Annotated in this window: 19 protein-coding genes; 5 read left to right on the forward strand and 14 right to left on the reverse strand. The window is 69.3% G+C overall.

Annotated elements, in window-relative coordinates; genetic code table 11:
• Window positions 1–29: 29 nt before the first annotated feature.
• Genes Q5Z10_RS15880 through pdeM form a run of 4 tightly spaced genes read left to right on the forward strand, consistent with a single transcriptional unit; the run spans window position 30 to window position 5,719 of the window.
• Window positions 30–1,028 carry a ligase-associated DNA damage response exonuclease gene (locus Q5Z10_RS15880; protein WP_303636345.1) on the forward strand — a complete coding sequence of 333 codons (999 nt, stop codon included), beginning with the start codon at window positions 30–32 and terminating at the stop codon, window positions 1,026–1,028.
• Window positions 1,025–2,632 carry an ATP-dependent DNA ligase gene (locus Q5Z10_RS15885; protein ID WP_303636346.1) on the forward strand — a complete coding sequence of 536 codons (1,608 nt, stop codon included), beginning with the start codon at window positions 1,025–1,027 and terminating at the stop codon, window positions 2,630–2,632. The genes Q5Z10_RS15880 and Q5Z10_RS15885 overlap by 4 nt, the downstream gene beginning before the upstream one ends.
• Complete coding sequence (locus tag Q5Z10_RS15890; protein WP_303636347.1) at window positions 2,629–5,088, forward strand: ligase-associated DNA damage response DEXH box helicase; 2,460 nt, start codon at window positions 2,629–2,631, stop codon at window positions 5,086–5,088. Before Q5Z10_RS15885 ends, Q5Z10_RS15890 begins: the two co-directional genes overlap by 4 nt.
• Window positions 5,078–5,719 carry a ligase-associated DNA damage response endonuclease PdeM gene (gene pdeM / locus Q5Z10_RS15895; RefSeq protein WP_303636348.1) on the forward strand — a complete coding sequence of 214 codons (642 nt, stop codon included), beginning with the start codon at window positions 5,078–5,080 and terminating at the stop codon, window positions 5,717–5,719. The genes Q5Z10_RS15890 and pdeM overlap by 11 nt, the downstream gene beginning before the upstream one ends.
• 31 nt (window positions 5,720–5,750) lie before the next feature.
• On the opposite strand, the gene Q5Z10_RS15900 is transcribed toward pdeM, so the two are convergent.
• The 9 genes from Q5Z10_RS15900 to rlmD form a co-directional block, all read right to left on the reverse strand.
• Complete coding sequence (locus Q5Z10_RS15900; protein ID WP_303636349.1) at window positions 5,751–6,020, reverse strand: hypothetical protein; 270 nt, start codon at window positions 6,018–6,020, stop codon at window positions 5,751–5,753.
• Window positions 6,021–6,200: 180 nt separating this feature from the next.
• Window positions 6,201–7,469, reverse strand: a complete 1,269-nt coding sequence (locus Q5Z10_RS15905) for an FAD-dependent oxidoreductase (RefSeq protein ID WP_303636350.1) — start codon at window positions 7,467–7,469, stop codon at window positions 6,201–6,203.
• Between the two features lie 114 nt (window positions 7,470–7,583).
• A complete protein-coding gene (locus tag Q5Z10_RS15910) occupies window positions 7,584–7,790 on the reverse strand; it encodes a cold-shock protein (RefSeq protein ID WP_005410590.1) in 207 nt (68 codons plus the stop codon).
• An 88-nt stretch (window positions 7,791–7,878) separates the two neighbouring features.
• On the reverse strand, window positions 7,879–8,625 hold the full coding sequence (locus Q5Z10_RS15915; RefSeq protein WP_303636351.1) for an S-methyl-5'-thioinosine phosphorylase: 747 nt from the start codon (window positions 8,623–8,625) through the stop codon (window positions 7,879–7,881).
• A gap of 82 nt (window positions 8,626–8,707) precedes the next feature.
• Complete coding sequence (locus Q5Z10_RS15920) at window positions 8,708–9,262, reverse strand: hypoxanthine-guanine phosphoribosyltransferase (RefSeq protein ID WP_303636352.1); 555 nt, start codon at window positions 9,260–9,262, stop codon at window positions 8,708–8,710.
• The gene (gene nagZ / locus Q5Z10_RS15925; protein ID WP_303636353.1) at window positions 9,262–10,269 is read right to left on the reverse strand and encodes a beta-N-acetylhexosaminidase; all 1,008 of its coding nucleotides are present in this window, start codon (window positions 10,267–10,269) and stop codon (window positions 9,262–9,264) included. The genes Q5Z10_RS15920 and nagZ overlap by 1 nt, the downstream gene beginning before the upstream one ends.
• 125 nt (window positions 10,270–10,394) lie before the next feature.
• Window positions 10,395–11,096, reverse strand: coding sequence for a DsbA family oxidoreductase (locus Q5Z10_RS15930; RefSeq protein WP_303636354.1), 702 nt, complete (start codon window positions 11,094–11,096; stop codon window positions 10,395–10,397).
• Between the two features lie 71 nt (window positions 11,097–11,167).
• A complete protein-coding gene (locus Q5Z10_RS15935) occupies window positions 11,168–11,653 on the reverse strand; it encodes a CYTH domain-containing protein (protein WP_303639205.1) in 486 nt (161 codons plus the stop codon).
• Window positions 11,654–11,686: 33 nt separating this feature from the next.
• Entirely contained in the window at window positions 11,687–13,021 is a 1,335-nt protein-coding gene (gene rlmD / locus Q5Z10_RS15940; RefSeq protein WP_303636355.1) for a 23S rRNA (uracil(1939)-C(5))-methyltransferase RlmD, read from the reverse strand.
• A 128-nt stretch (window positions 13,022–13,149) separates the two neighbouring features.
• Between rlmD and Q5Z10_RS15945 the strand changes: the two genes are divergently transcribed.
• Entirely contained in the window at window positions 13,150–13,875 is a 726-nt protein-coding gene (locus Q5Z10_RS15945; protein WP_303636356.1) for a hybrid sensor histidine kinase/response regulator, read from the forward strand.
• 162 nt (window positions 13,876–14,037) lie between these two features.
• On the opposite strand, the gene recO is transcribed toward Q5Z10_RS15945, so the two are convergent.
• From recO to lepB, 5 genes are read right to left on the reverse strand one after another with little or no spacing between them, the layout of a single operon-like run.
• Entirely contained in the window at window positions 14,038–14,757 is a 720-nt protein-coding gene (gene recO / locus Q5Z10_RS15950; RefSeq protein WP_303636357.1) for a DNA repair protein RecO, read from the reverse strand.
• A gap of 18 nt (window positions 14,758–14,775) precedes the next feature.
• Entirely contained in the window at window positions 14,776–15,672 is an 897-nt protein-coding gene (gene era, locus Q5Z10_RS15955; protein WP_303636358.1) for a GTPase Era, read from the reverse strand.
• On the reverse strand, window positions 15,669–16,349 hold the full coding sequence (gene rnc / locus Q5Z10_RS15960; protein ID WP_303636359.1) for a ribonuclease III: 681 nt from the start codon (window positions 16,347–16,349) through the stop codon (window positions 15,669–15,671). The genes era and rnc overlap by 4 nt, the downstream gene beginning before the upstream one ends.
• Window positions 16,339–16,722, reverse strand: coding sequence for a DUF4845 domain-containing protein (locus Q5Z10_RS15965; RefSeq protein ID WP_303636360.1), 384 nt, complete (start codon window positions 16,720–16,722; stop codon window positions 16,339–16,341). The genes rnc and Q5Z10_RS15965 overlap by 11 nt, the downstream gene beginning before the upstream one ends.
• Before the next feature lie 34 nt (window positions 16,723–16,756).
• Entirely contained in the window at window positions 16,757–17,551 is a 795-nt protein-coding gene (gene lepB, locus Q5Z10_RS15970) for a signal peptidase I (protein ID WP_303636361.1), read from the reverse strand.
• Window positions 17,552–17,590: the final 39 nt, after the last annotated feature.

Genomic DNA, 17,590 nt, shown 5'->3' on the forward strand with positions numbered 1-17,590 from the left:
GTGCACGAGCGGCGCGCCACAGTGGCGGCATGGCAGGCAATGACGATCTGGTGGTGCTGCGGCCGGAAGGGATGTACTGCGCAGCCGGTGGCTTCTACATCGACCCGTGGCGGCCGGTGCCGCGCGCGGTCATCACCCATGGCCACGGCGACCATGCGCGCCCGGGAATGGGCGAATACCACTGCAGCCAGGGCAGCGTGCCGATCCTGCGCTGGCGGCTCGGCGAGGTCCCGCTGCAGGCGCACGCCGACGGTGTGCCGTTCACGCTGGGCCGGGTCCAGGTCTCGCTGCATCCGGCCGGCCATGTGCTCGGCTCGGCACAGGTGCGCATCGACGACGGCGAACAGGTCTGGGTCGCCTCGGGCGACTACAAGCGCCAGCCGGATCCCACCTGCGCACCGTTCGAGGTCGTGCCCTGCGATACGTTCATCACCGAAGCCACCTTTGCCTTGCCGATCTACCGCTGGCCCGACACCGCCGCCGTCGCCGCCGACATCGTGGCATGGCGCCGCGAATGCGCGCAGCGCGGCGAGGCCGCCGTGCTGCTGTGCTACGCCCTGGGCAAGGCGCAGCGCGTACTGGCCGAACTGCGCACGCTGGATGATCAGCCCGCGTGGCTGCACGGGGCCATTGCCAACGGGGTATCGGTCTACCGCGAGGCGGGCATCGCGATGCTCGATACCCTCACCGTGGCCGAACAGGGGCGCCAGCCCGATGCGGCCGGCCAGCTGATCCTGGCGCCGCCGTCGGCCGCGGGCACGCCCTGGCTGCGGCGCTTCGGCCGCCATCAGCTTGGCTTCGCCTCGGGCTGGATGCAGCTGCGTGGCAACCGCCGCCGTCGCAACGTCGACCGGGGCTTCGTGGTGTCCGACCACGCCGATTGGCCGGCGCTGCTGCAGACGATCGAACAGACCGGCGCGAAGCGGGTGATCGCCACCCACGGCAACACCGATGCGCTGATTCCGTTCCTGCGCGAACGCGGGGTCGCCGCCGAAGCGTTCCGCACCGATTTCGGGAGCGAGGAATGAAGGCCTTCGCCGCGCTGTACCAGCGCCTGGACCGCAGTACCGCCACACTGGACAAGCGCGCGGCCCTGATCGACTACTTCGCCCATGCCGGTGCACACGATGCGGCATGGGCGTTGTACCTGCTCAGCGGCGGCAAGGTCGGTGGCGCGCGCAGGAAGATCGCCGGCAGCACCGAACTGCGCAGCTGGATCGCCGAGGAATCCGCACTGCCTGCCTGGCTGGTGGAGGACAGCTACGCGCAGGTGGGCGACCTGGCCGAGACGCTGACCCTGCTGCTGGATGATCCACCCGGCGCGGCGACCGAGCGCCCTCTGGCGGACTGGATCGAACAGCATCTGCTGGCCGTCGCCAACCAGCCTGAAGCCGTGCGCCGTGCCGCGGTGGTCGCGGGCTGGCGAAGCCTGCCCGCCGCCGAGCGGCTGGTGTTCAACAAGCTGCTGACCGGCGCGTTGCGGGTCGGTGTATCGCAACGGGTCGTGCAGCAGGCGCTGGCCGAATGGTCAGGGCTGGACATCGCCCGCATCGCCCAGCGCATGCTCGGTGAGTGGGTTCCGTCGCCCGGACTGCTGGCGGCGCTGCTGTCGCCGCAGGAACTGCCCACCGACCGCCAGCAGCCCTACCCCTTCTTCCTGGCGTCGCCGCTGGAAGGCCTGCCCGCCGAACGGCTGGGCGAGATCGGTGCCTGGCTGCTGGAATGGAAATGGGACGGCATCCGCCTGCAGCTGCTGAAGCGACGCGGCGAAGTCGCGCTGTGGTCACGTGGCGAAGAACGCCTGGATGGCCGCTTCCCGGAAATCGAACAGGCCGCAGCCGCGCTGCCGGATGGCTGCGTGCTGGACGGCGAACTGCTGGCCTGGGACAGCACGGCCGACCTGCCGCGTGCCTTCACCGCGCTGCAGACCCGCATCCAGCGTCGCAAGCCGGGCGCGGCCACGCTGCGCAACACCCCGGTGCGGGTGCTGGCCTACGATCTGCTGGAACGCGAAGGCCGCGATCTGCGCGAGCTGCCCCTGCAGGAGCGCCGCACGCAGCTGGCCGGACTGCTGGGTGCGCTGGGCGACCCGCGCATCCAGCTGTCACCCGAAGTGCCGGCCGATGACTGGTCCGATGCCGCGAAGCTGCGCGATGCCGCGCGCGCGCGCGGCGTGGAAGGCCTGATGCTCAAGCGCCGCGACTCGGTCTACCAGTCCGGCCGCCGGCGTGGCGACTGGTGGAAATGGAAGGTCGATCCGCTCACCATCGATGCGGTGCTGCTGTACGCGCAGGCCGGCCATGGCAGGCGCAGCACGCTGTACACCGACTACACCTTCGGGGTCTGGGATGGCGACGCACTGGTGCCGGTGGCCAAGGCCTATTCCGGGCTGGACGACAAGGAGATCCTGGCCCTGGACCGCTGGATCCGCGCGCATACGCGCGAGCGCTTTGGCCCGGTCCGCAGTGTCAGTCCGCAGCAGGTGTTCGAACTGGGCTTCGAGGCGGTCAACCGCAGCGCGCGCCACAAGTCCGGTATCGCCGTGCGTTTTCCCCGCATCCTGCGCTGGCGCCACGACAAGCCCGCCGCCGAGGCCGACCAGCTGGCGCAGCTGCAGGCCCTGGCGCGATGAAGCGCAGCGACGCGCTGGGCCGTCTGCAGGACTGGTTCGGCAGCCGCGGCTGGCGCCCGTTGCCATTCCAGCGCGCGATGTGGCGCCATTACCTGGCGGGCGAATCAGGCCTGCTGCATACCCCCACCGGCAGCGGCAAGACACTGGCGATGTTCGGTGGCCCGCTGCTGCAGGCGATGCTGGATCCTCCGCCGGTGCCCAAGCGTGCCAGCGCGGTGCGGCCACTGCAGGTCCTGTGGGTGACCCCGCTGCGCGCGCTGGCCAGCGACACCGCGCGCGCCCTGCAGGCGCCGATCGACGGCCTCGGCCTGGGCTGGCGCGTCGGGCTGCGCAGTGGCGATGCCAGCAACCGCGAGCGGCGCCTGGCGCGCGAAGGCCGCATCGACGTGCTGGTGACCACGCCCGAATCACTGGCCCTGCTGCTGAGCTATCCCGACACGCTGGCCCGCATGCAGCAGCTGCGCTGCGTGGTGGTGGATGAGTGGCACGAGCTGCTGGGCAACAAGCGCGGCGTCCTGCTGCAGCTGAATCTGGCAACCCTGCGTGCAGCCGCGCCTTCGCTGCAGCTGTGGGGGTTGTCGGCCACGCTGGGCAACCTGGCGCAGGCGCGTGATGTCCTGCTGCCGGACCGGCCGCAGGCCCCCATCGTGGAAGGCGCGCGGCAGCGCCCGGTGATCGTGCGCAGCCTGCTGCCCGATCCCGGCGAACGTTTCCCCTGGGCCGGGCATCTCGGCCTGGCACAGCTGCCACGCGTGCTCGATGCACTGCTGCACGCGCGCAGCAGCCTGCTGTTCACCAACACGCGGGCGCAGGCAGAGCTGTGGCACCAGGCATTGGCTGCGGTCTGGCCGGAGCAACCGGACACACTGGCCCTGCATCATGGCTCGCTGGATCCGGCACTGCGCCAGCAGGTGGAGGACGGCCTGCGTGCCGGCGCCCTGCGCTGCGTGGTGGCCACCTCCAGCCTCGACCTCGGCGTGGATTTCCCGGCCGTGGACCAGGTGCTGCAGCTGGGCAGCCCGAAGGGCGTGGCGCGGCTGCGCCAGCGTGCCGGGCGTGCGCGCCACCGGCCCGGTGCCAGTGGCGAGATCCTGTGCATTCCCAGCCATGCACTGGAGCTGGCCGAATACGCTGCGGTACGCCGTGCCCTGCAGGAGGGGATCACCGAGGCGCGGCGCCCGCCCACGCTGTCGCTGGATGTGCTGGCACAGCACGCGATCACCCGCGCCCTGGGCGAAGGCTTCAGTGCCGACGCGCTGCTGGCGCAGGTGCGCACCACCCATGCCTTCGCCGGCCTGCAGGACGCGCAGTGGAACGCCGTCCTCGACTTCATCGTGCAGGGCGGCAACGCGCTGTCCCGTTACCCGGACTTCCACAAGGTGGAGCGCGGTGCCGACGGCCTGTACCGCATGACCGACCGGCGCCAGGCGCTGCGCCACCGCCTGTCGATCGGCACCATCAGCAGCGATGGCAGCGTCCGCGTGCAGTTCCTGCGCGGTGGAGGCCTGGGCGCCGTGGAAGAACAGTTCGCCAGCCGCCTGCGGCGCGGTGACCGCTTCCAGTTCGCCGGGCGCCTGCTCGAGCTGGTGCAGCTGCGCGACATGACCGCCTATGTGCGCCGCGCGCGCGGCGGCGGCAACGGCGTCGTTCCACGCTGGCAGGGCGGGCAGCTGCCGCTGTCGATGCCGCTCGGGCGCGAACTGGAAGCGGTGCTGTCCGGCGACCGGCCGAGTCCGGAGTCGCGCTGGCTCGCGCCGCTGCTGGCCCTGCAGGCACGGTTGTCGGCGCTGCCCTCGCCCGCGCACCTGCTGGTGGAGGAGGTGCGGCGGCGGGAAGGCCAGTTCGTGTTCGTCTACCCCTTCGCGGGCCGCCATGTGCACGAAGCACTGGCCGCGCTGCTGGCGCTGCGCTGCACGCGCCGCCAGCGCAACAGCATCGGTTACGCGGTGAACGACCATGGCCTGGTGCTGGCGCCGGCGACGCCGGTGGACCTGCAGGCCGCGCAGTGGCGCGTCCTGCTGGCGCAGGACAACCTGCTGCAGGACCTGCGCGAAGCAGTGAACCTGGGCGAGCTGGCGCGCCGCCAGTTCCGTGGCATCGCGCGCGTGGCCGGGCTGCTGGTGCCGAGCCTGCCAGGCGGCATGCCGCGCTCGCTGCGCCAGCTGCAGGCCTCGGCCGGGCTGCTGCACGACGTGCTGCGCGAGCATGATCCGGAGCATCTGCTGTTGGCCCTGGCCGAGCATGAAGTGCTGCATGACAGCCTTGACCTGCCTGGCGTGCAGGAGGTGCTGGCACGCATCGCCACGCGGCCGTTGTCACTGCAGCATCCATCATCGCTGACCCCGCTGGCATTTCCGCTGTGGGCCGAGCGCCTGCGCGGCCAGTTCAGCAACGAGGACTGGCGTACCCGCGTGCAGCGTGCCGCGCAGCAGCTGGAGCGCCGCCATGGCCGATGATCTGCCGTTGCAGCTGGCGGGCGAATCGATGCAGCTGCTGGGCGGCCGCGCGTTGCTGTGGCCGGCACGCAACGCGTTGTTCATCGCCGACCTGCACCTGGGCAAGGCCGATGTGTTCCGCCGCGCCGGCATCGCCCTGCCCGCCGGCGGAACCCGCGATGACCTGCAGCGGCTGCAGCACCTGCTGACGGTGCACGGCTGCCGGCAGCTGTGGATCCTCGGCGACATCCTGCATGGCCCGGCCCATCGCGCAGCGTGGTACCAGCAATGGATGGGCTGGCGCGAGCAGCACGCCACGCTGGACGTGCATGTGGTGCGCGGCAACCACGACCGCCAGCTGCCGCGCGCCGCACTGCAGGTGGAGATGCATGACGATGCGCGGCTGGGGCCCTTCCTGCTGCGCCACGAACCACAGCCGGCCAGCGATGCGCACGTGCTGGCCGGCCACCTGCATCCGCAGGTTGCGTTGCCGGCGTTGCGGCGGCGCTTTCCCGCCTTCTGGCTGCGCACGGACATCACCATCCTGCCCGCGTTCTCGGCATTCACCGCCGGCATGGTGCCGGTGCTGTCACCGGGTGAGCGGCTGCTGGCGTGCGTGGAAGGCAGCGTCGTGCCACTGCCGGCCCGCTAGCGGTCAGCGCGGCGGCGCCGCTACCGGAGGATCACGCCGGGCGCGCGGCAAGCCCGGGCATCAGCGTGAAATCCGCCGGACCGGGGTCGCTGCGCCGTGGCAGGGTCCGGATGGCGGTGAGCATGTCGTGTGCACAGGCGCGGATGTGGCCATGGTGTTCGGGGGCGGCGTGGCTGATCAGGCTGCCCACGTGGAACTCGAACACATCTTCCAGTACGTCGGGCTGGTCTTCGTGCAGCATCCGCAGCAATCCGCGCAGCTTGCAGATTTCCGATTCCAGCTCTTCGACCGCGAACAACATGGCGTCCTCCTCTTCCGTCAGGCGGCACATCCGGGCCGCAGCAGGCCGCGACGACACCGCCGCCCGGGCCACGCGCGATGATTGATCACGGAAAGGAAAACGGGCGACGCGGCTGTCGCGTGCTCATCTCTTGTCGCACACATCGAGTGAGGCAACCGTTAATTGACGTGACGACAGGCTTCACGCCGTGGCCGGCAGCGGCGTGGCCGCAGCCGGCGCAGGTGCGTTCGCCAGTGCGTCGATGAAGGCCGGATCCAGCGACATCGCGCCCCACCACCCCTGCTGGGTACCGCTGAGCACGCGCAGCATGTGACCACGGCCACCGGGCAATCGCCCCATCGGCCCCAGCAGTACGTCGCGCGCACGCGCCCAGCCATCGCGGTCGGACTGGAACAGCGGCGTCAGCCAACGGCTCCAGCGCTGGTACACCGCCACATGCGCGCGCCGCTGTGCCTGGTACCTGCGCAGAGCCGCCTCACTGCCGCCGTGGCAGCGCACCGCATCGCGCAGCGCCAGCGCATCCAGCAGCGCCATGTTGACGCCCTGCCCCAACTGCGGGCTCATCGCATGGGCCGCATCACCGGCCAGTACCAGCCGCCCCTGGTGCCACTGCGTCACCACCGCATCGCGATAGACCGCGCGGGCCAGCTGGTCCGCCTCCTGCAGATGGGCGAAGCGTGCGCTGGCCTGCGGCCACAGTCCGTGCAGTTCCTCCAGCCACGGCGCCATTCCGTCGCGCTGCCAGCGCTCGAAATCGGTGCGTGGCAGGCTCCAGAAGAAGCTCAGCCGTGTGGTGTCATCACCGGGGCGGGTTCCCACCGGCAACAGCCCGATCATCTTGCGCGCCGCCACATAGCGTTGCCGCAGCTGGTCCAGGTGCGGCCAGTCACCGGCCGGCAGCAGGCACCACAACGCTCCCCAGGGATACACCCGGTCCAGCCGGGTCCCGCCGGCAATCCCCGCGCGCAGCGTCGATGCCGCGCCATCGGCGGCGACCACCAGGTCGAACGGACCATGCGTGCGGCCGCTGGCATCACGCACCCGTCCCTGTGCGCTGTCCACGTCGACGATGGCCGTGCCCGCATGCAGCTGCCCGGCACCGGCGCGCGCATCATCCAGCAACGAGTACAACGCTCCGCGCTGCATGCCGAGACCGTGCAGGCGCGGATCCAGGCCGGCGTAGCCCATGTCCATCACCGCGCGCTCGCACGGGGTATCGCCATACAACCGGTGCACCGGCGCCGCATGCGCGCGTACCGCATCCAGCAGGCCCATCTGCCACAGCACCTGCAGACCGCTGGGCTGCAGCAGGAAGCCGGCCCCGACCGGTCCCGGCGTCGGTACCCGCTCGAAGATCTCCACCTCGTGGCCGTCACGGGTCAGCAGGATGGCCAATGCCTGGCCCGCGGTACCGTAGCCAATCACGGCAATGCGCAGTCGTTCCGTCATGCCCGCATTGTGCCCGAGCCGGATCGCAAAAGAACCGGGCGCCCGCCGGGGCGCAACGCGGCTGCAAAAAAAAAACCCCGCCGGAGCGGGGTTTTCAACGCACTGACGAGTGGATCACTCGGCCGGCGTGATGTTCGACGCCTGGGCACCCTTCGGACCCTGGGTCACGTCATAAGTGACACGCTGGCCTTCCTGCAGGCTGCGGAAGCCCTTGGAGTTGATGGCGGAGAAGTGCGCGAACACGTCGGCGCTGCCATCCTCCGGCGAGATGAAGCCAAATCCCTTGGCGTCGTTGAACCACTTGACGGTACCGTTCGGCATGGTGATGCGAGACCTTATGCAATGAATGGGTGGTGTACGCTGAACCCGCGCACAAGCTGAGTATGCAAAGCTTGCTACGCGAAGACAATCACCCCCGTGCCAATTCGCCGACCAGTTCCGGAAGTCCGTTGCTGGCGGCCTGCACGTTGGCCAGCACCTCGGCCATGGTGATCTCCTCCCCATCGCCACAGCCGGCGGCCCAGTTGGCCACGATCGCCAGGCAGGCGTAATCCAGCCCCAGCTCGCGCGCCAGCGCGGCTTCGGGCATGCCGGTCATGCCCACCAGGTCGCAGCCATCACGGCGCATGCGCGCGATCTCGGCGATGGTTTCCAGGCGCGGCCCCTGCGTTGCACCATAGCAGCCGCCATCGTGCACCTTCACGCCGGTCACCTTCGCCGCCGCCAGGATCTTGCTGCGCAGCATCGGCGTGTACGGATGGCCGAAATCCACGTGCAGCACGTCGCTGCCTTCTTCTTCACAGATCGTGCTGATGCGGCCCCAGGTGTAATCGATCACCTGGTCCGGGCAGGCCAGCACGCGCGGACCGAATGCATCGCCGATGCCACCCACGGTGTTCAGCGCCAGCACCCGCTGCGCCCCGATCTGCTGCAGCGCGGCCAGGTTGGCGCGGTAGTTGATCTTGTGCGGCGGCAGCGAATGGCCTTCACCATGGCGTGCCAGGAAGGCCACGCGGTGGCCGAGCAGCGTGCCGACGCGCACCGGGCCGGACGGTCGGCCGAAACGGGTATCGACCTCGTGGGTCTGCACGTCGTCGAGCGTGGCCAGGGTGTAGACACCGGTTCCGCCGATCACGGCCAGGGCAATCTGTTGCATTCAAGGCACTCCAGGAAAAGACGAACGCCGGCACCCGAAGATGCCGGCGGCAGGACACACGGGGCCGCGGACGGCCGCGCGGTTACTCCTTCATCGCGTAGATGGCCGGCACGCAGCGCAGGGTCTCGTTGACGTCCATGCCGAAGCCGAACACGTAGCGGTCGGGCAGTTCGATGCCGGCGTAGTCGGCGCTGACGTCCGGCAGCGCGCGGTCGTGCTTCTTCACCGTCAGCGCCGCGATGCGCACGTCGGTGGCGCCCTGCTCCAGGCACCAGGTGCGCACGCCCTGCAGCGTATAGCCCTCGTCGAGGATGTCATCGACCAGCAGCACGCGGCGGCCGAACAGCGCGGTGGCCGGCTTGTGCTTCCATACCAGGTCGCCGCCGGTGGTCTCGCCACGGTAGCGGGTGGCATGCAGGTAATCGAACTGCACGTCCTGGCCGCGCGTGCCCAGTTCCAGCGCCAGCTGGCCGGCGAACGGCAGCGCGCCATGCATGATCGACAGGAACAGCGGCACCTCGCCCTGGTAATCGCGCGCGATGGCGTCGGCGATACCGGCGATGGCCTTGTCGATGGTGGGACGGTCGACCAGCAGGTCAGCCTGGGCCAGGGCCTGGGAAATGGTGAGGTTCGGCATCAGACGGTTCTTCCAAGGGTTTCAAGCAGACGGGATCGGGTGTCGCCATGGCGGGCATCGGCCAGCAGGCCGTCCCAGCCAAGTGCGCCGCGGCCCAGCAGGCCCAGCAGCGCAGCGGTATTGAGGGAGCGTCCCTGCACGGCGTGCAGGGCTTCATCGACCAGCTCCGGGTGGCAGACCAGCACCACATCACAGCCGGCGTCCAGGTGCGCATGCACGCGCGCGGGCACGCCGCCGGCGCTGTGCGAGGCCGCCATGCCGATGTCATCGGAGAACACCACGCCACGGAAGCCCAGCTCGCCGCGCAGGATGTCCTGGATCCAGCGCGGCGAGTAGCCGGCCGGTTCCGGCGCGATCTGCGGATAGACCACGTGCGCCATCATCACCGCATCGGCACCGGCGGCAATGCCGGCCGCGAACGGAACCAGGTCCTGCGCACGCAGCTCGTCCAGCGCACGCGGATCGATCGCGGTATCGACATGGGTGTCTTCCAGCACGGTGCCATGGCCAGGGAAATGCTTGAGCGTGGCGGCCATGCCGACGGCATGCATGCCACGCACGTAGGCGGCGGTGAACGCGGCCACCACCTGCGGGTCTTCGCTGAAAGCGCGGTTGCCGATGGCGCGGTTGCCGCGGCCGAGGTCGACCACCGGCGCAAAGCTCAGGTCGACGCCACTGGCGCGCACTTCGCTGGCCATCAGCCAGGCGTGCTGTTCGGCCAGCGCCAGCGCCTGCTGCGGGTCGGCGGCGTACTGCGCACCGATGTCCTGCAGCGGCGGCAGTTCGCTGAAGCCCTCGCGGAAACGCTGCACGCGGCCGCCTTCCTGGTCCACGCAGATCAACTGCGGGCGCGGCGCGGCGGCTCGGATCGCCGCGCTCAGTTCGGTGACCTGCTGGCGCGAGGCGAAGTTGCGCTTGAACAGCACCACCCCGGCCACGGCATCGTGCTGCAGCCAGTCGCGTTCCTGGGCGGTCAGTTCAGTGCCGGCGACGCCGATCAGCAGCATGGTCGATCTCCACAACGGGCGCCCGCATGGCGCAGTGCCGCATTGTCGCAGAACCGGCCCGCCGACGCAGGTGGGGGCGATGCGCGGCCGGGGGATGCGCTGCGCCGCGCCACCGGGTCATGCCTTCACACGCGGCAACCGTCAGCCCCGCAGGCGTCGCCCTCGCCGCCGCTCTCGCCGCCGCTCGCCGCGCCCTGCTCTGCTGCGATCTGGCGCAGGGCCTGGGCGAACGCTTCTGGCGGCTGCGCGCCGGAAATGGCCCAGCGGTCGTCGATGACGAAGGTGGGGACCGAGGAAATGCCCACCGCATGGGCATGCGCCAGCCGTGCCTCGACCTCGGCCAGGCCAAGGTCGGAGGCCAGCATCTGCTGGATCTCATCGGCAGCCAGGCCACCGGCAGCGCCGGCCTCCACCAGCACGGCCGGGTCGGCCAGGTTGCGGCCGTGCGCGAAATGGGCGCGGAACAGGGCTTCGCCGACGGCATCCTGGACGCCGTGCTGGCCGGCCAGCCACAGCAGCCGGTGTGCCGGCAGCGTGGTCACCCGCACCTGGCCCTGGCTGAAATCCATCGGCAGGCCCTCGGCCCGTGCGGTGGTCTGGGTCTGGTCGAGGATCTGCGCGGTGCGCTCGGCGCCACCGAACTTGCGCGCATACGCCTCGCGCAGCGGCACCGGGGTCGCATCCGCATCCGGGTCGAGCTGGAACGGCTGCCAGTGGATGTCGAGTTCAGGCGCGTCGGCGCCCAGCAACTGCACGCCCTGCTGGAAACGATGCTTGCCGATCCAGCACCAGGGGCAGACCACGTCGGAGTAGATATCGATCTTCATCCACAGCAGATGGGGATCGCCGCCACGTGTTAAAGGGGGCGACGACGACGCGGCTCAGCGGACAGCGTGCTTCACCACTGTGAATAGGGGCGATTGGCCAGTGCCACGTTGTAGTAGCGCGCGTCGTCGGTGACCTCGTCGCCGACCCAGTCCGGCAGGCGGATGGCCTGGTCGGCGTGCGCCAGCTCGACCTCGGCGACCACCAGGCCGGCGTTGTCGCCAAGGAATTCGTCCACTTCCCAGACCAGCCCGGCGTGCTCGACCAGGTGCCGGCGCTTGTCGATCAGCCCGCCCACGCACAGCGCCAGCAGCGCCCGCGCGTCCTGTACGGGAATCGGGTAATCGAATTCCTGGCGGGTGTGCCCGATCGTGCGCGACTTCAGGTTCAGCGCGGCCGTTTCGCCTTCGATGCGCACCCGCACCGAGGCGTTCTGGGTGCCACGGTCGAGCGCGCCGATGTCGTTGATGTAGCCCTGCGCCATCGGGATCACCCGATGCGCAGCGGTGCGCCAGGCCTCGCTGGTGACGAGGAATTTGCGTTCGATTTCGATGCCCATCGCGCCATTATGCGCGATGGGCATGACCGCCGCTCAGCGCTTCTCGAAGACCGCGATGCTTTCCACGTGCGCGGTGTGCGGGAACATGTCCATCGCACCGGCGCTGACCAGGGTGAAGCCCTGCTCGTTGACCAGGTAGCCGGCGTCGCGGGCCAGCGAGCCCGGGTGGCAGCTGACGTAGACGATCCGCTTGAACTGCTTCAACGGCAGCTGCTGCAGCACTTCGATCGCGCCCGACCGCGGCGGGTCCAGCAGCAGCTTGTCGAAGCCCTGGCGCATCCATGCGGTATGGCGCTGGTCCTGGGTCAGGTCGGCACTGTGGAACTGCGCATTGGCCAGGCCATTGCGCTCGGCGTTCGCGCGCGCACGCGCCACCAGCCCGGCATCGCCCTCCACGCCCACCACTTCACGCACGCGGCGCGCCAGCGGCAGGGTGAAATTGCCCAGCCCGCAGAACAGGTCGAGCACACGCTCGTCCTCGCCCGGTTCCAGCAGGTCGAGCGCATGGGCGATCATCTTCTCGTTGAGCTTGGCGTTGACCTGGATGAAATCCAGCGGACGGAACGCCAGTTCCACATCCCACGGCGCCAGCCGGAACGACAGCGGCACACCCTGCCCGTCCAGCGGCTGCACGGTGTCCACGCCACCGGACTGCAGGTAGATGACGAAGCCGTGCTGCTGGCCGAAGGCAGCCCAGGCGGCACGGTCGGCGTCGCTGAGCGGCTGCAGGTGGCGCACGGTCAGCACCACCGCCTGGTCACCGGCGATGAACTCGATCTGCGGAATGTCGCGCTTGCCATCCAGGGATTCGATGAAGGTCGACAGCGCCTCGACCTTGGTGCCGATTTCCGGGATCACGGTCAGGCACTGGCTGAGGTCGGCGACGAAACGCGGGTCCTGTTCACGGAAGCCCACCAGGGTCTTGTCCTTCTTCTCGACCCGGCGCACCGAGAACCGGCCCTTGCGGCGGTAGCCCCAGCTGTCGCCGACCAGCGGCGGCAGCACGGTTCCCGGCGTCACGTGGCCGATCCGTCCCAGGTTGTCCATCAGCACGCGCTGCTTGGCGACGATCTGCTGGCCTTCCTCCAGGTGCTGCAGCACGCAGCCGGCACAGGTGCCGAAATGCGGGCACTTCGGGGTCACCCGCTGCGGCGAGGCCTGCAGCACCTCGAGGGTGCGGGCCTCGTCGAAGTGGCGGCTGCGGGCGGTCTGCTCCGCCATCACCACTTCGCCCGGCAGGGCGCCGCTGATGAAGGTGACCTTGCCGCCTTCGCCCTCACGGCGGGCGACGCCGCGACCGTCATGGCTGAGGTCGAGGATCTCGGTCTGGAAAGGAGTACGGTCGATGCGGGAGCGGGATCGGGCCACGTGGCGACAGGCTGCGGGCAAAAATGGGGCCGTATTGTCGCAGATCCTGGCCGGCGGGGCCGATGGCCGCTTGCGCCAGCGGTCGCCGTGCTTGATGATTGACCCCAGCTGACATGGAGGCAGCCCTGATGCAGATGACCCCGCGGGCCGGCCGGCCCCGTTTCCTGCTTGTCGAGGACGACATCATCAGCCGTGGTTTTTTCAAAGCCGCGCTGGAAACGTTACCAGCCGATGTGGACACCGCTGACTCACTGGCCAGCGCCCTGGCCCGCGCCGAGCCCGGCGCCCACGATCTGTGGCTGATCGACGTCAACCTGCCCGATGGCAACGGCGCCCAGCTGCTGCATCAGCTGCGCCGTTCGCACCCGGACACGCCGGCACTGGCACACACCGCCGATGGCGATGCCTCCATTCATGCGCGCCTGCGCGAGGCCGGCTTCAGCGACACGCTGGTCAAGCCGCTGGGCCGTGACCAGCTGTTGAAGGCGGTCCGCCGTGCCCTGGTCAACAGTCCTGCCGGCCCGACCCCGCCCCCGCCGGCGGCGGTGGAACTGGCGGTGGAGGACTGGGACGAAACCGCGGCACTGGCCGCGCTCAATGGCCAGCGCAACCACCTGATCGCCCTGCGCGAGCTGTTCCTGGCCGAGCTGCCAGGCGTACGCGATGCGGTCGAGCAGGCCGTGCACCAGCATGACGAACGCCAGCTGCGCAGCCAGCTGCACCGGCTGCAGGCCAGCTGCGGTTTCGTCGGTGCGGCACGGCTGGGTCGTGCGGTGCGCCAGCTGCATCATGCGCCCGAGTCCGGGCTGGCCCAGGACGGGTTCCGCGCCGCGGTGGCTGCCCTGCTGCATTGAGGGGTGTTCGGCAGGGCTGCGCCCTGCACCTGCCGAAGCTGACGTCAAATCCAACGTCAAAAGCGGGCATCCCGTGGGATGGCGGGGTGCACCCTGTTGCTGTTGCTCTGGCTCGTGCCTTGGCCTCGGCAGGCGCAGGGCTGCAGGCCCTGCCGGACACCCTCAACGCCTGGGAGCGAGCTGCTCGAGCAGTTCCCAGGATTTCAGGCCGCGCGGCCCCAGGTGATGGGCCAGCACCCGTCGCATCGGCAGGCGCAGGCTGGCCAGGTCGGCGGCCTCGGGCTCTTCGTCGGCCGCCAATGCCAGCAGCGCCGAGCCCGTGGCCGCCGCCCGGCGTTCCCCGCCCCGCTCGCTCAGCAGCCGCCGCGCGCCTTCCTGCGGGTCCAGCTCGTAGCGCGCCGCCGGGTCGATCGGCTGGCCGTCGCTCGCGCTGTCCAGATCGAAGCCCAGACCCAGCGCCGCCAGCAGTTCCCGTTCGAAGCGCCGCAGGGTCCAGGCCAGGCCGGCCCCCACCGCCAGCCGTGCGCGCGCCTCGCCATAGGCCAGGTACAGCTCCGGCAGCGGGTCCTGGCGCGGGGCCAGGCGCAGGGTCAGTTCACTCAGGTAGAAGCCGGCCAGCATTGCCTGGCCCACCAGCCGCGGGGCGGCGTCCAGCGCCTCGGCGCCGCGCAGCTGGGCCAGTTCGCCCCGCTGCAGGGCACTGAAGCGGATCCACTGCAGCGGCTGCAGGGCGGCGCGCAGCACCTGTCCCTTGGCGGTGGAGACGCCGCGCGCGAGCAGGCCGATCCGGCCGTGCTGCGCGCTCAGCACTTCGACCAGCAGGCTGGTCTCGCGGTAGGCCCGTGCATGCAGCACGAAGCCGGTGTCGTCCTCGATCAGCATCGAAGCGACCGTTCCGGGTTACTCGTAACCGAAGGCCTTCAGTGCGGCCTCGTCGTCGGACCAGCCTTCACGCACGCGCACCCAGGTCTCCAGGAACACCTTGGCCCCGAACAGACGCTCCATCTGCAGGCGCGACTTGGCCCCGATCTCCTTCAGGCGGGTGCCGCCCTTGCCGATCACGATCGCCTTCTGGCCTTCGCGCTCGACCCAGATCACCGCACCGATGCGCAGCAGGTTGCCGTCTTCGGTGAAGCGCTCGATCTCCACCGTGGTGGCGTACGGCAGTTCCTCGCCCAGCTGGCGCATCAGCTGCTCGCGCACCAGTTCGCCGGCCAGGAAGCGCTGGCTGCGATCGGTGATCTCGTCCTCGCCGAACATCGGCGGCGCTTCCGGCAGCAGCGCCAGCACATCCCGGACCAGGGCGTCCAGGCCGTTGCGCTTCTGCGCGGAAATCGGATGCACCGACGCAAAGTCGCGGCCGGCGGTCACCTCCTGCAGGAACGGCAGCAGCGCGCCCTTGTCCTTCAGGCGGTCGATCTTGTTGACCACCAGCACCACCGGAATGCCGGCATCACGCAGCACGTTGAAGGCCAGGCTGTCTTCCTCATCCCAGCGGCCCGCCTCGATCACCAGCAGGCCGGCATCGACGCCTTCCAGCGAGCCGCGCGCGGCGCGGTTCATCACCCGGTTCATCGCCCGCTTCTGCACCTTGTGCAGGCCGGGGGTGTCGACCAGTACCAGCTGGCCTTCCGGATAGGTGGCGATGCCCAGCAGGCGGTGACGGGTGGTCTGCGGCCGGTTGGACACGATGCTGACCTTGGCCCCGACCAGGGCATTGGTCAGGGTCGACTTGCCCACGTTGGGGCGGCCGATGACGGCCACACTGCCGCAATGATGGGGAGTTTGTTCGCTCACTTGGAATCCAGTTGTTCAAGGACGGCCGCAGCCGCCTGTTGTTCGGCAATCCGCCGCGAAGGGCCTTCGCCCTCGGTGCTGACGGCCGGGTCCGCTACGTTGCAGCGTACCCGGAAGTGTTTGGCGTGGTCGTCACCGGATTCTGACACCAGTTCGTACTGCGGCAACGCCTTCTGTCGGCCCTGCAGCCATTCCTGCAGGCGGGTCTTGGGGTCCTTGTCCGGCCTGCCGGTAGCCGGCAGCGCCTCCATCGAGGCGGTGAACCAGGGCAGGACGACCGCCCGGCAGGCCTCGAATCCGGCGTCAAGGTAGATCGCGGCGACCACCGCCTCGACCGCGTCGGCCAGGATCGAGTCGCGGCGATGCCCGCCCGACTTCATTTCACCTGGCCCCAGGGTCAGCCGCTCGCCCAGCTGCAGGGTCCGGGCAATCACCGCCAGCGCGCCCTCGCGCACCAGTTCGGCGCGGGCACGGGTCAGCGCCCCTTCGTCGGCCTTGGGCCAGCGCTGGTACAGCGCCTCGGCGACCATCATGTTGACGATGCTGTCGCCGAGGAATTCCAGCCGCTCGTTGTGGGGCGCGCCGGCACTGCGGTGGGTCAGCGCCTGCTTGAGCAGGCCCGGGTCACCGAAGACGTGACCGATCAGGTCACCACGTTGGAAGGATTTATTCGGCACCGCTACGGGTCAGGTCCTGTGAGGAATCGAACTTGCCAACCACGTCCAGGTTGCCGACCAGCGGGCGGCGCACTTCGTAGCTGACATTGAGGGTCCATCCATCATCTCGACGGTCGAACTTGACGTTGGACGGCTTCACGTTTTCCGAGTAGTTGATGTACAGCCGCTTGAAGAACAGGTCCTGGATGTTGGCCGGCGCCATGCTGCCGATGCCGGGCTCCTTGGCCAGGCTCTTCATCGCCGAGCGCACGGCGTAGTACTCCTGGTACATCGGGAACAGCTTCATGCCGATGTAAAGGAAGAAACCCACCACGATCAGGACCGTCAGGAACGAGGTCAGGGTCATGCCGCGCTGCGTGTTCATCGTCTTCATTGCGTTCTCCCCAGATACGCGAGTGGATGTGAAGTCAGTTGATGCTCGAGCCGATCCGCGACGGCTCGAAACCGTCCTTGCAGAACCAGCCCTGGCAGTTCAGCCAGATCAGGAAGGCCTTGCCGCGCAGGTTCTCTTCCGGCAGCAGGCCCCAGAAACGGCCGTCGTCGCTGTTGTCGCGGTTGTCGCCCATCACCAGGTACTTGCCGGCCGGCACGGTCCACTGGCCCTGGCCACGCGGGTAGTCGGTCTCCAGCACGGTGTGGGTGCGGCCCGGCAGGTGCTCGACCAGCAGGTTGGCGCCCTCGCCCTGGCCCTTATGGCCGGCATAGATGCCCTTGTTGTCGTACTTCAGCGGCTCACCGTTGAGGATCAGGCCGTCGCCTTCGAAGACGACGGTGTCGCCCGGCACGCCGATCACGCGCTTGATGAAGTTCTCGCCCTTGGCCGGGTCGTTGTCGCCGTGGCCCGGGAAGTGGAACACCACCACGTCGCCACGCGCCGGATCGCCGACCGGCACGAAGCGGGTGTTGGTGATCGGCAGGCGCAGGCCGTAGGAGAACTTGTTGACCAGGATGAAATCGCCGATCAGCAGGTTCGGCATCATCGAGCTGGACGGGATCTTGTACGGCTCGGCGATGAAGCTGCGCACGATCAGCACGATCGCCAGCACCGGGAAGAACGCGCGCGAGTAATCCACCAGCACCGGCTCGGTATCCAGCAGGCCGGCGCGCTGGGCACGGCGCTTGGCCAGGTACAGCTTGTCAGCCAGCAGGATCAGGCCCGAGGCCAGGGTCAGCACGACCAGGAGGATCTCAAACAGTTTCATTCTGGGTCCTTTGCAACGTCACCGGACAATCGGCCCGCA

The sequence above is a fragment of the Stenotrophomonas sp. 704A1 genome (assembly GCF_030549525.1).
Classification (GTDB): domain Bacteria; phylum Pseudomonadota; class Gammaproteobacteria; order Xanthomonadales; family Xanthomonadaceae; genus Stenotrophomonas; species Stenotrophomonas tuberculopleuritidis.

What these genes read in the sequence shown, in the direction of transcription:
- Q5Z10_RS15890 (WP_303636347.1), top strand. Translation starts at nt 2,629, where the DNA reads ATGAAGCGCAGCGACGCGCTGGGCCGTCTGCAGGACTGGTTCGGCAGC.
- recO (WP_303636357.1), bottom strand. Translation starts at nt 14,757, where the DNA reads ATGCTGATCGAGGACGACACCGGCTTCGTGCTGCATGCACGGGCCTAC.
- pdeM (WP_303636348.1), top strand. Translation starts at nt 5,078, where the DNA reads ATGGCCGATGATCTGCCGTTGCAGCTGGCGGGCGAATCGATGCAGCTG.
- Q5Z10_RS15930 (WP_303636354.1), bottom strand. Translation starts at nt 11,096, where the DNA reads ATGAAGATCGATATCTACTCCGACGTGGTCTGCCCCTGGTGCTGGATC.
- Q5Z10_RS15920 (WP_303636352.1), bottom strand. Translation starts at nt 9,262, where the DNA reads ATGCCGAACCTCACCATTTCCCAGGCCCTGGCCCAGGCTGACCTGCTG.
- nagZ (WP_303636353.1), bottom strand. Translation starts at nt 10,269, where the DNA reads ATGCTGCTGATCGGCGTCGCCGGCACTGAACTGACCGCCCAGGAACGC.
- Q5Z10_RS15915 (WP_303636351.1), bottom strand. Translation starts at nt 8,625, where the DNA reads ATGCAACAGATTGCCCTGGCCGTGATCGGCGGAACCGGTGTCTACACC.
- Q5Z10_RS15880 (WP_303636345.1), top strand. Translation starts at nt 30, where the DNA reads ATGGCAGGCAATGACGATCTGGTGGTGCTGCGGCCGGAAGGGATGTAC.
- Q5Z10_RS15965 (WP_303636360.1), bottom strand. Translation starts at nt 16,722, where the DNA reads ATGAAGACGATGAACACGCAGCGCGGCATGACCCTGACCTCGTTCCTG.
- lepB (WP_303636361.1), bottom strand. Translation starts at nt 17,551, where the DNA reads ATGAAACTGTTTGAGATCCTCCTGGTCGTGCTGACCCTGGCCTCGGGC.
- Q5Z10_RS15905 (WP_303636350.1), bottom strand. Translation starts at nt 7,469, where the DNA reads ATGACGGAACGACTGCGCATTGCCGTGATTGGCTACGGTACCGCGGGC.
- Q5Z10_RS15910 (WP_005410590.1), bottom strand. Translation starts at nt 7,790, where the DNA reads ATGCCGAACGGTACCGTCAAGTGGTTCAACGACGCCAAGGGATTTGGC.
- Q5Z10_RS15885 (WP_303636346.1), top strand. Translation starts at nt 1,025, where the DNA reads ATGAAGGCCTTCGCCGCGCTGTACCAGCGCCTGGACCGCAGTACCGCC.
- Q5Z10_RS15900 (WP_303636349.1), bottom strand. Translation starts at nt 6,020, where the DNA reads ATGTTGTTCGCGGTCGAAGAGCTGGAATCGGAAATCTGCAAGCTGCGC.
- Q5Z10_RS15935 (WP_303639205.1), bottom strand. Translation starts at nt 11,653, where the DNA reads ATGGGCATCGAAATCGAACGCAAATTCCTCGTCACCAGCGAGGCCTGG.
- Q5Z10_RS15945 (WP_303636356.1), top strand. Translation starts at nt 13,150, where the DNA reads ATGCAGATGACCCCGCGGGCCGGCCGGCCCCGTTTCCTGCTTGTCGAG.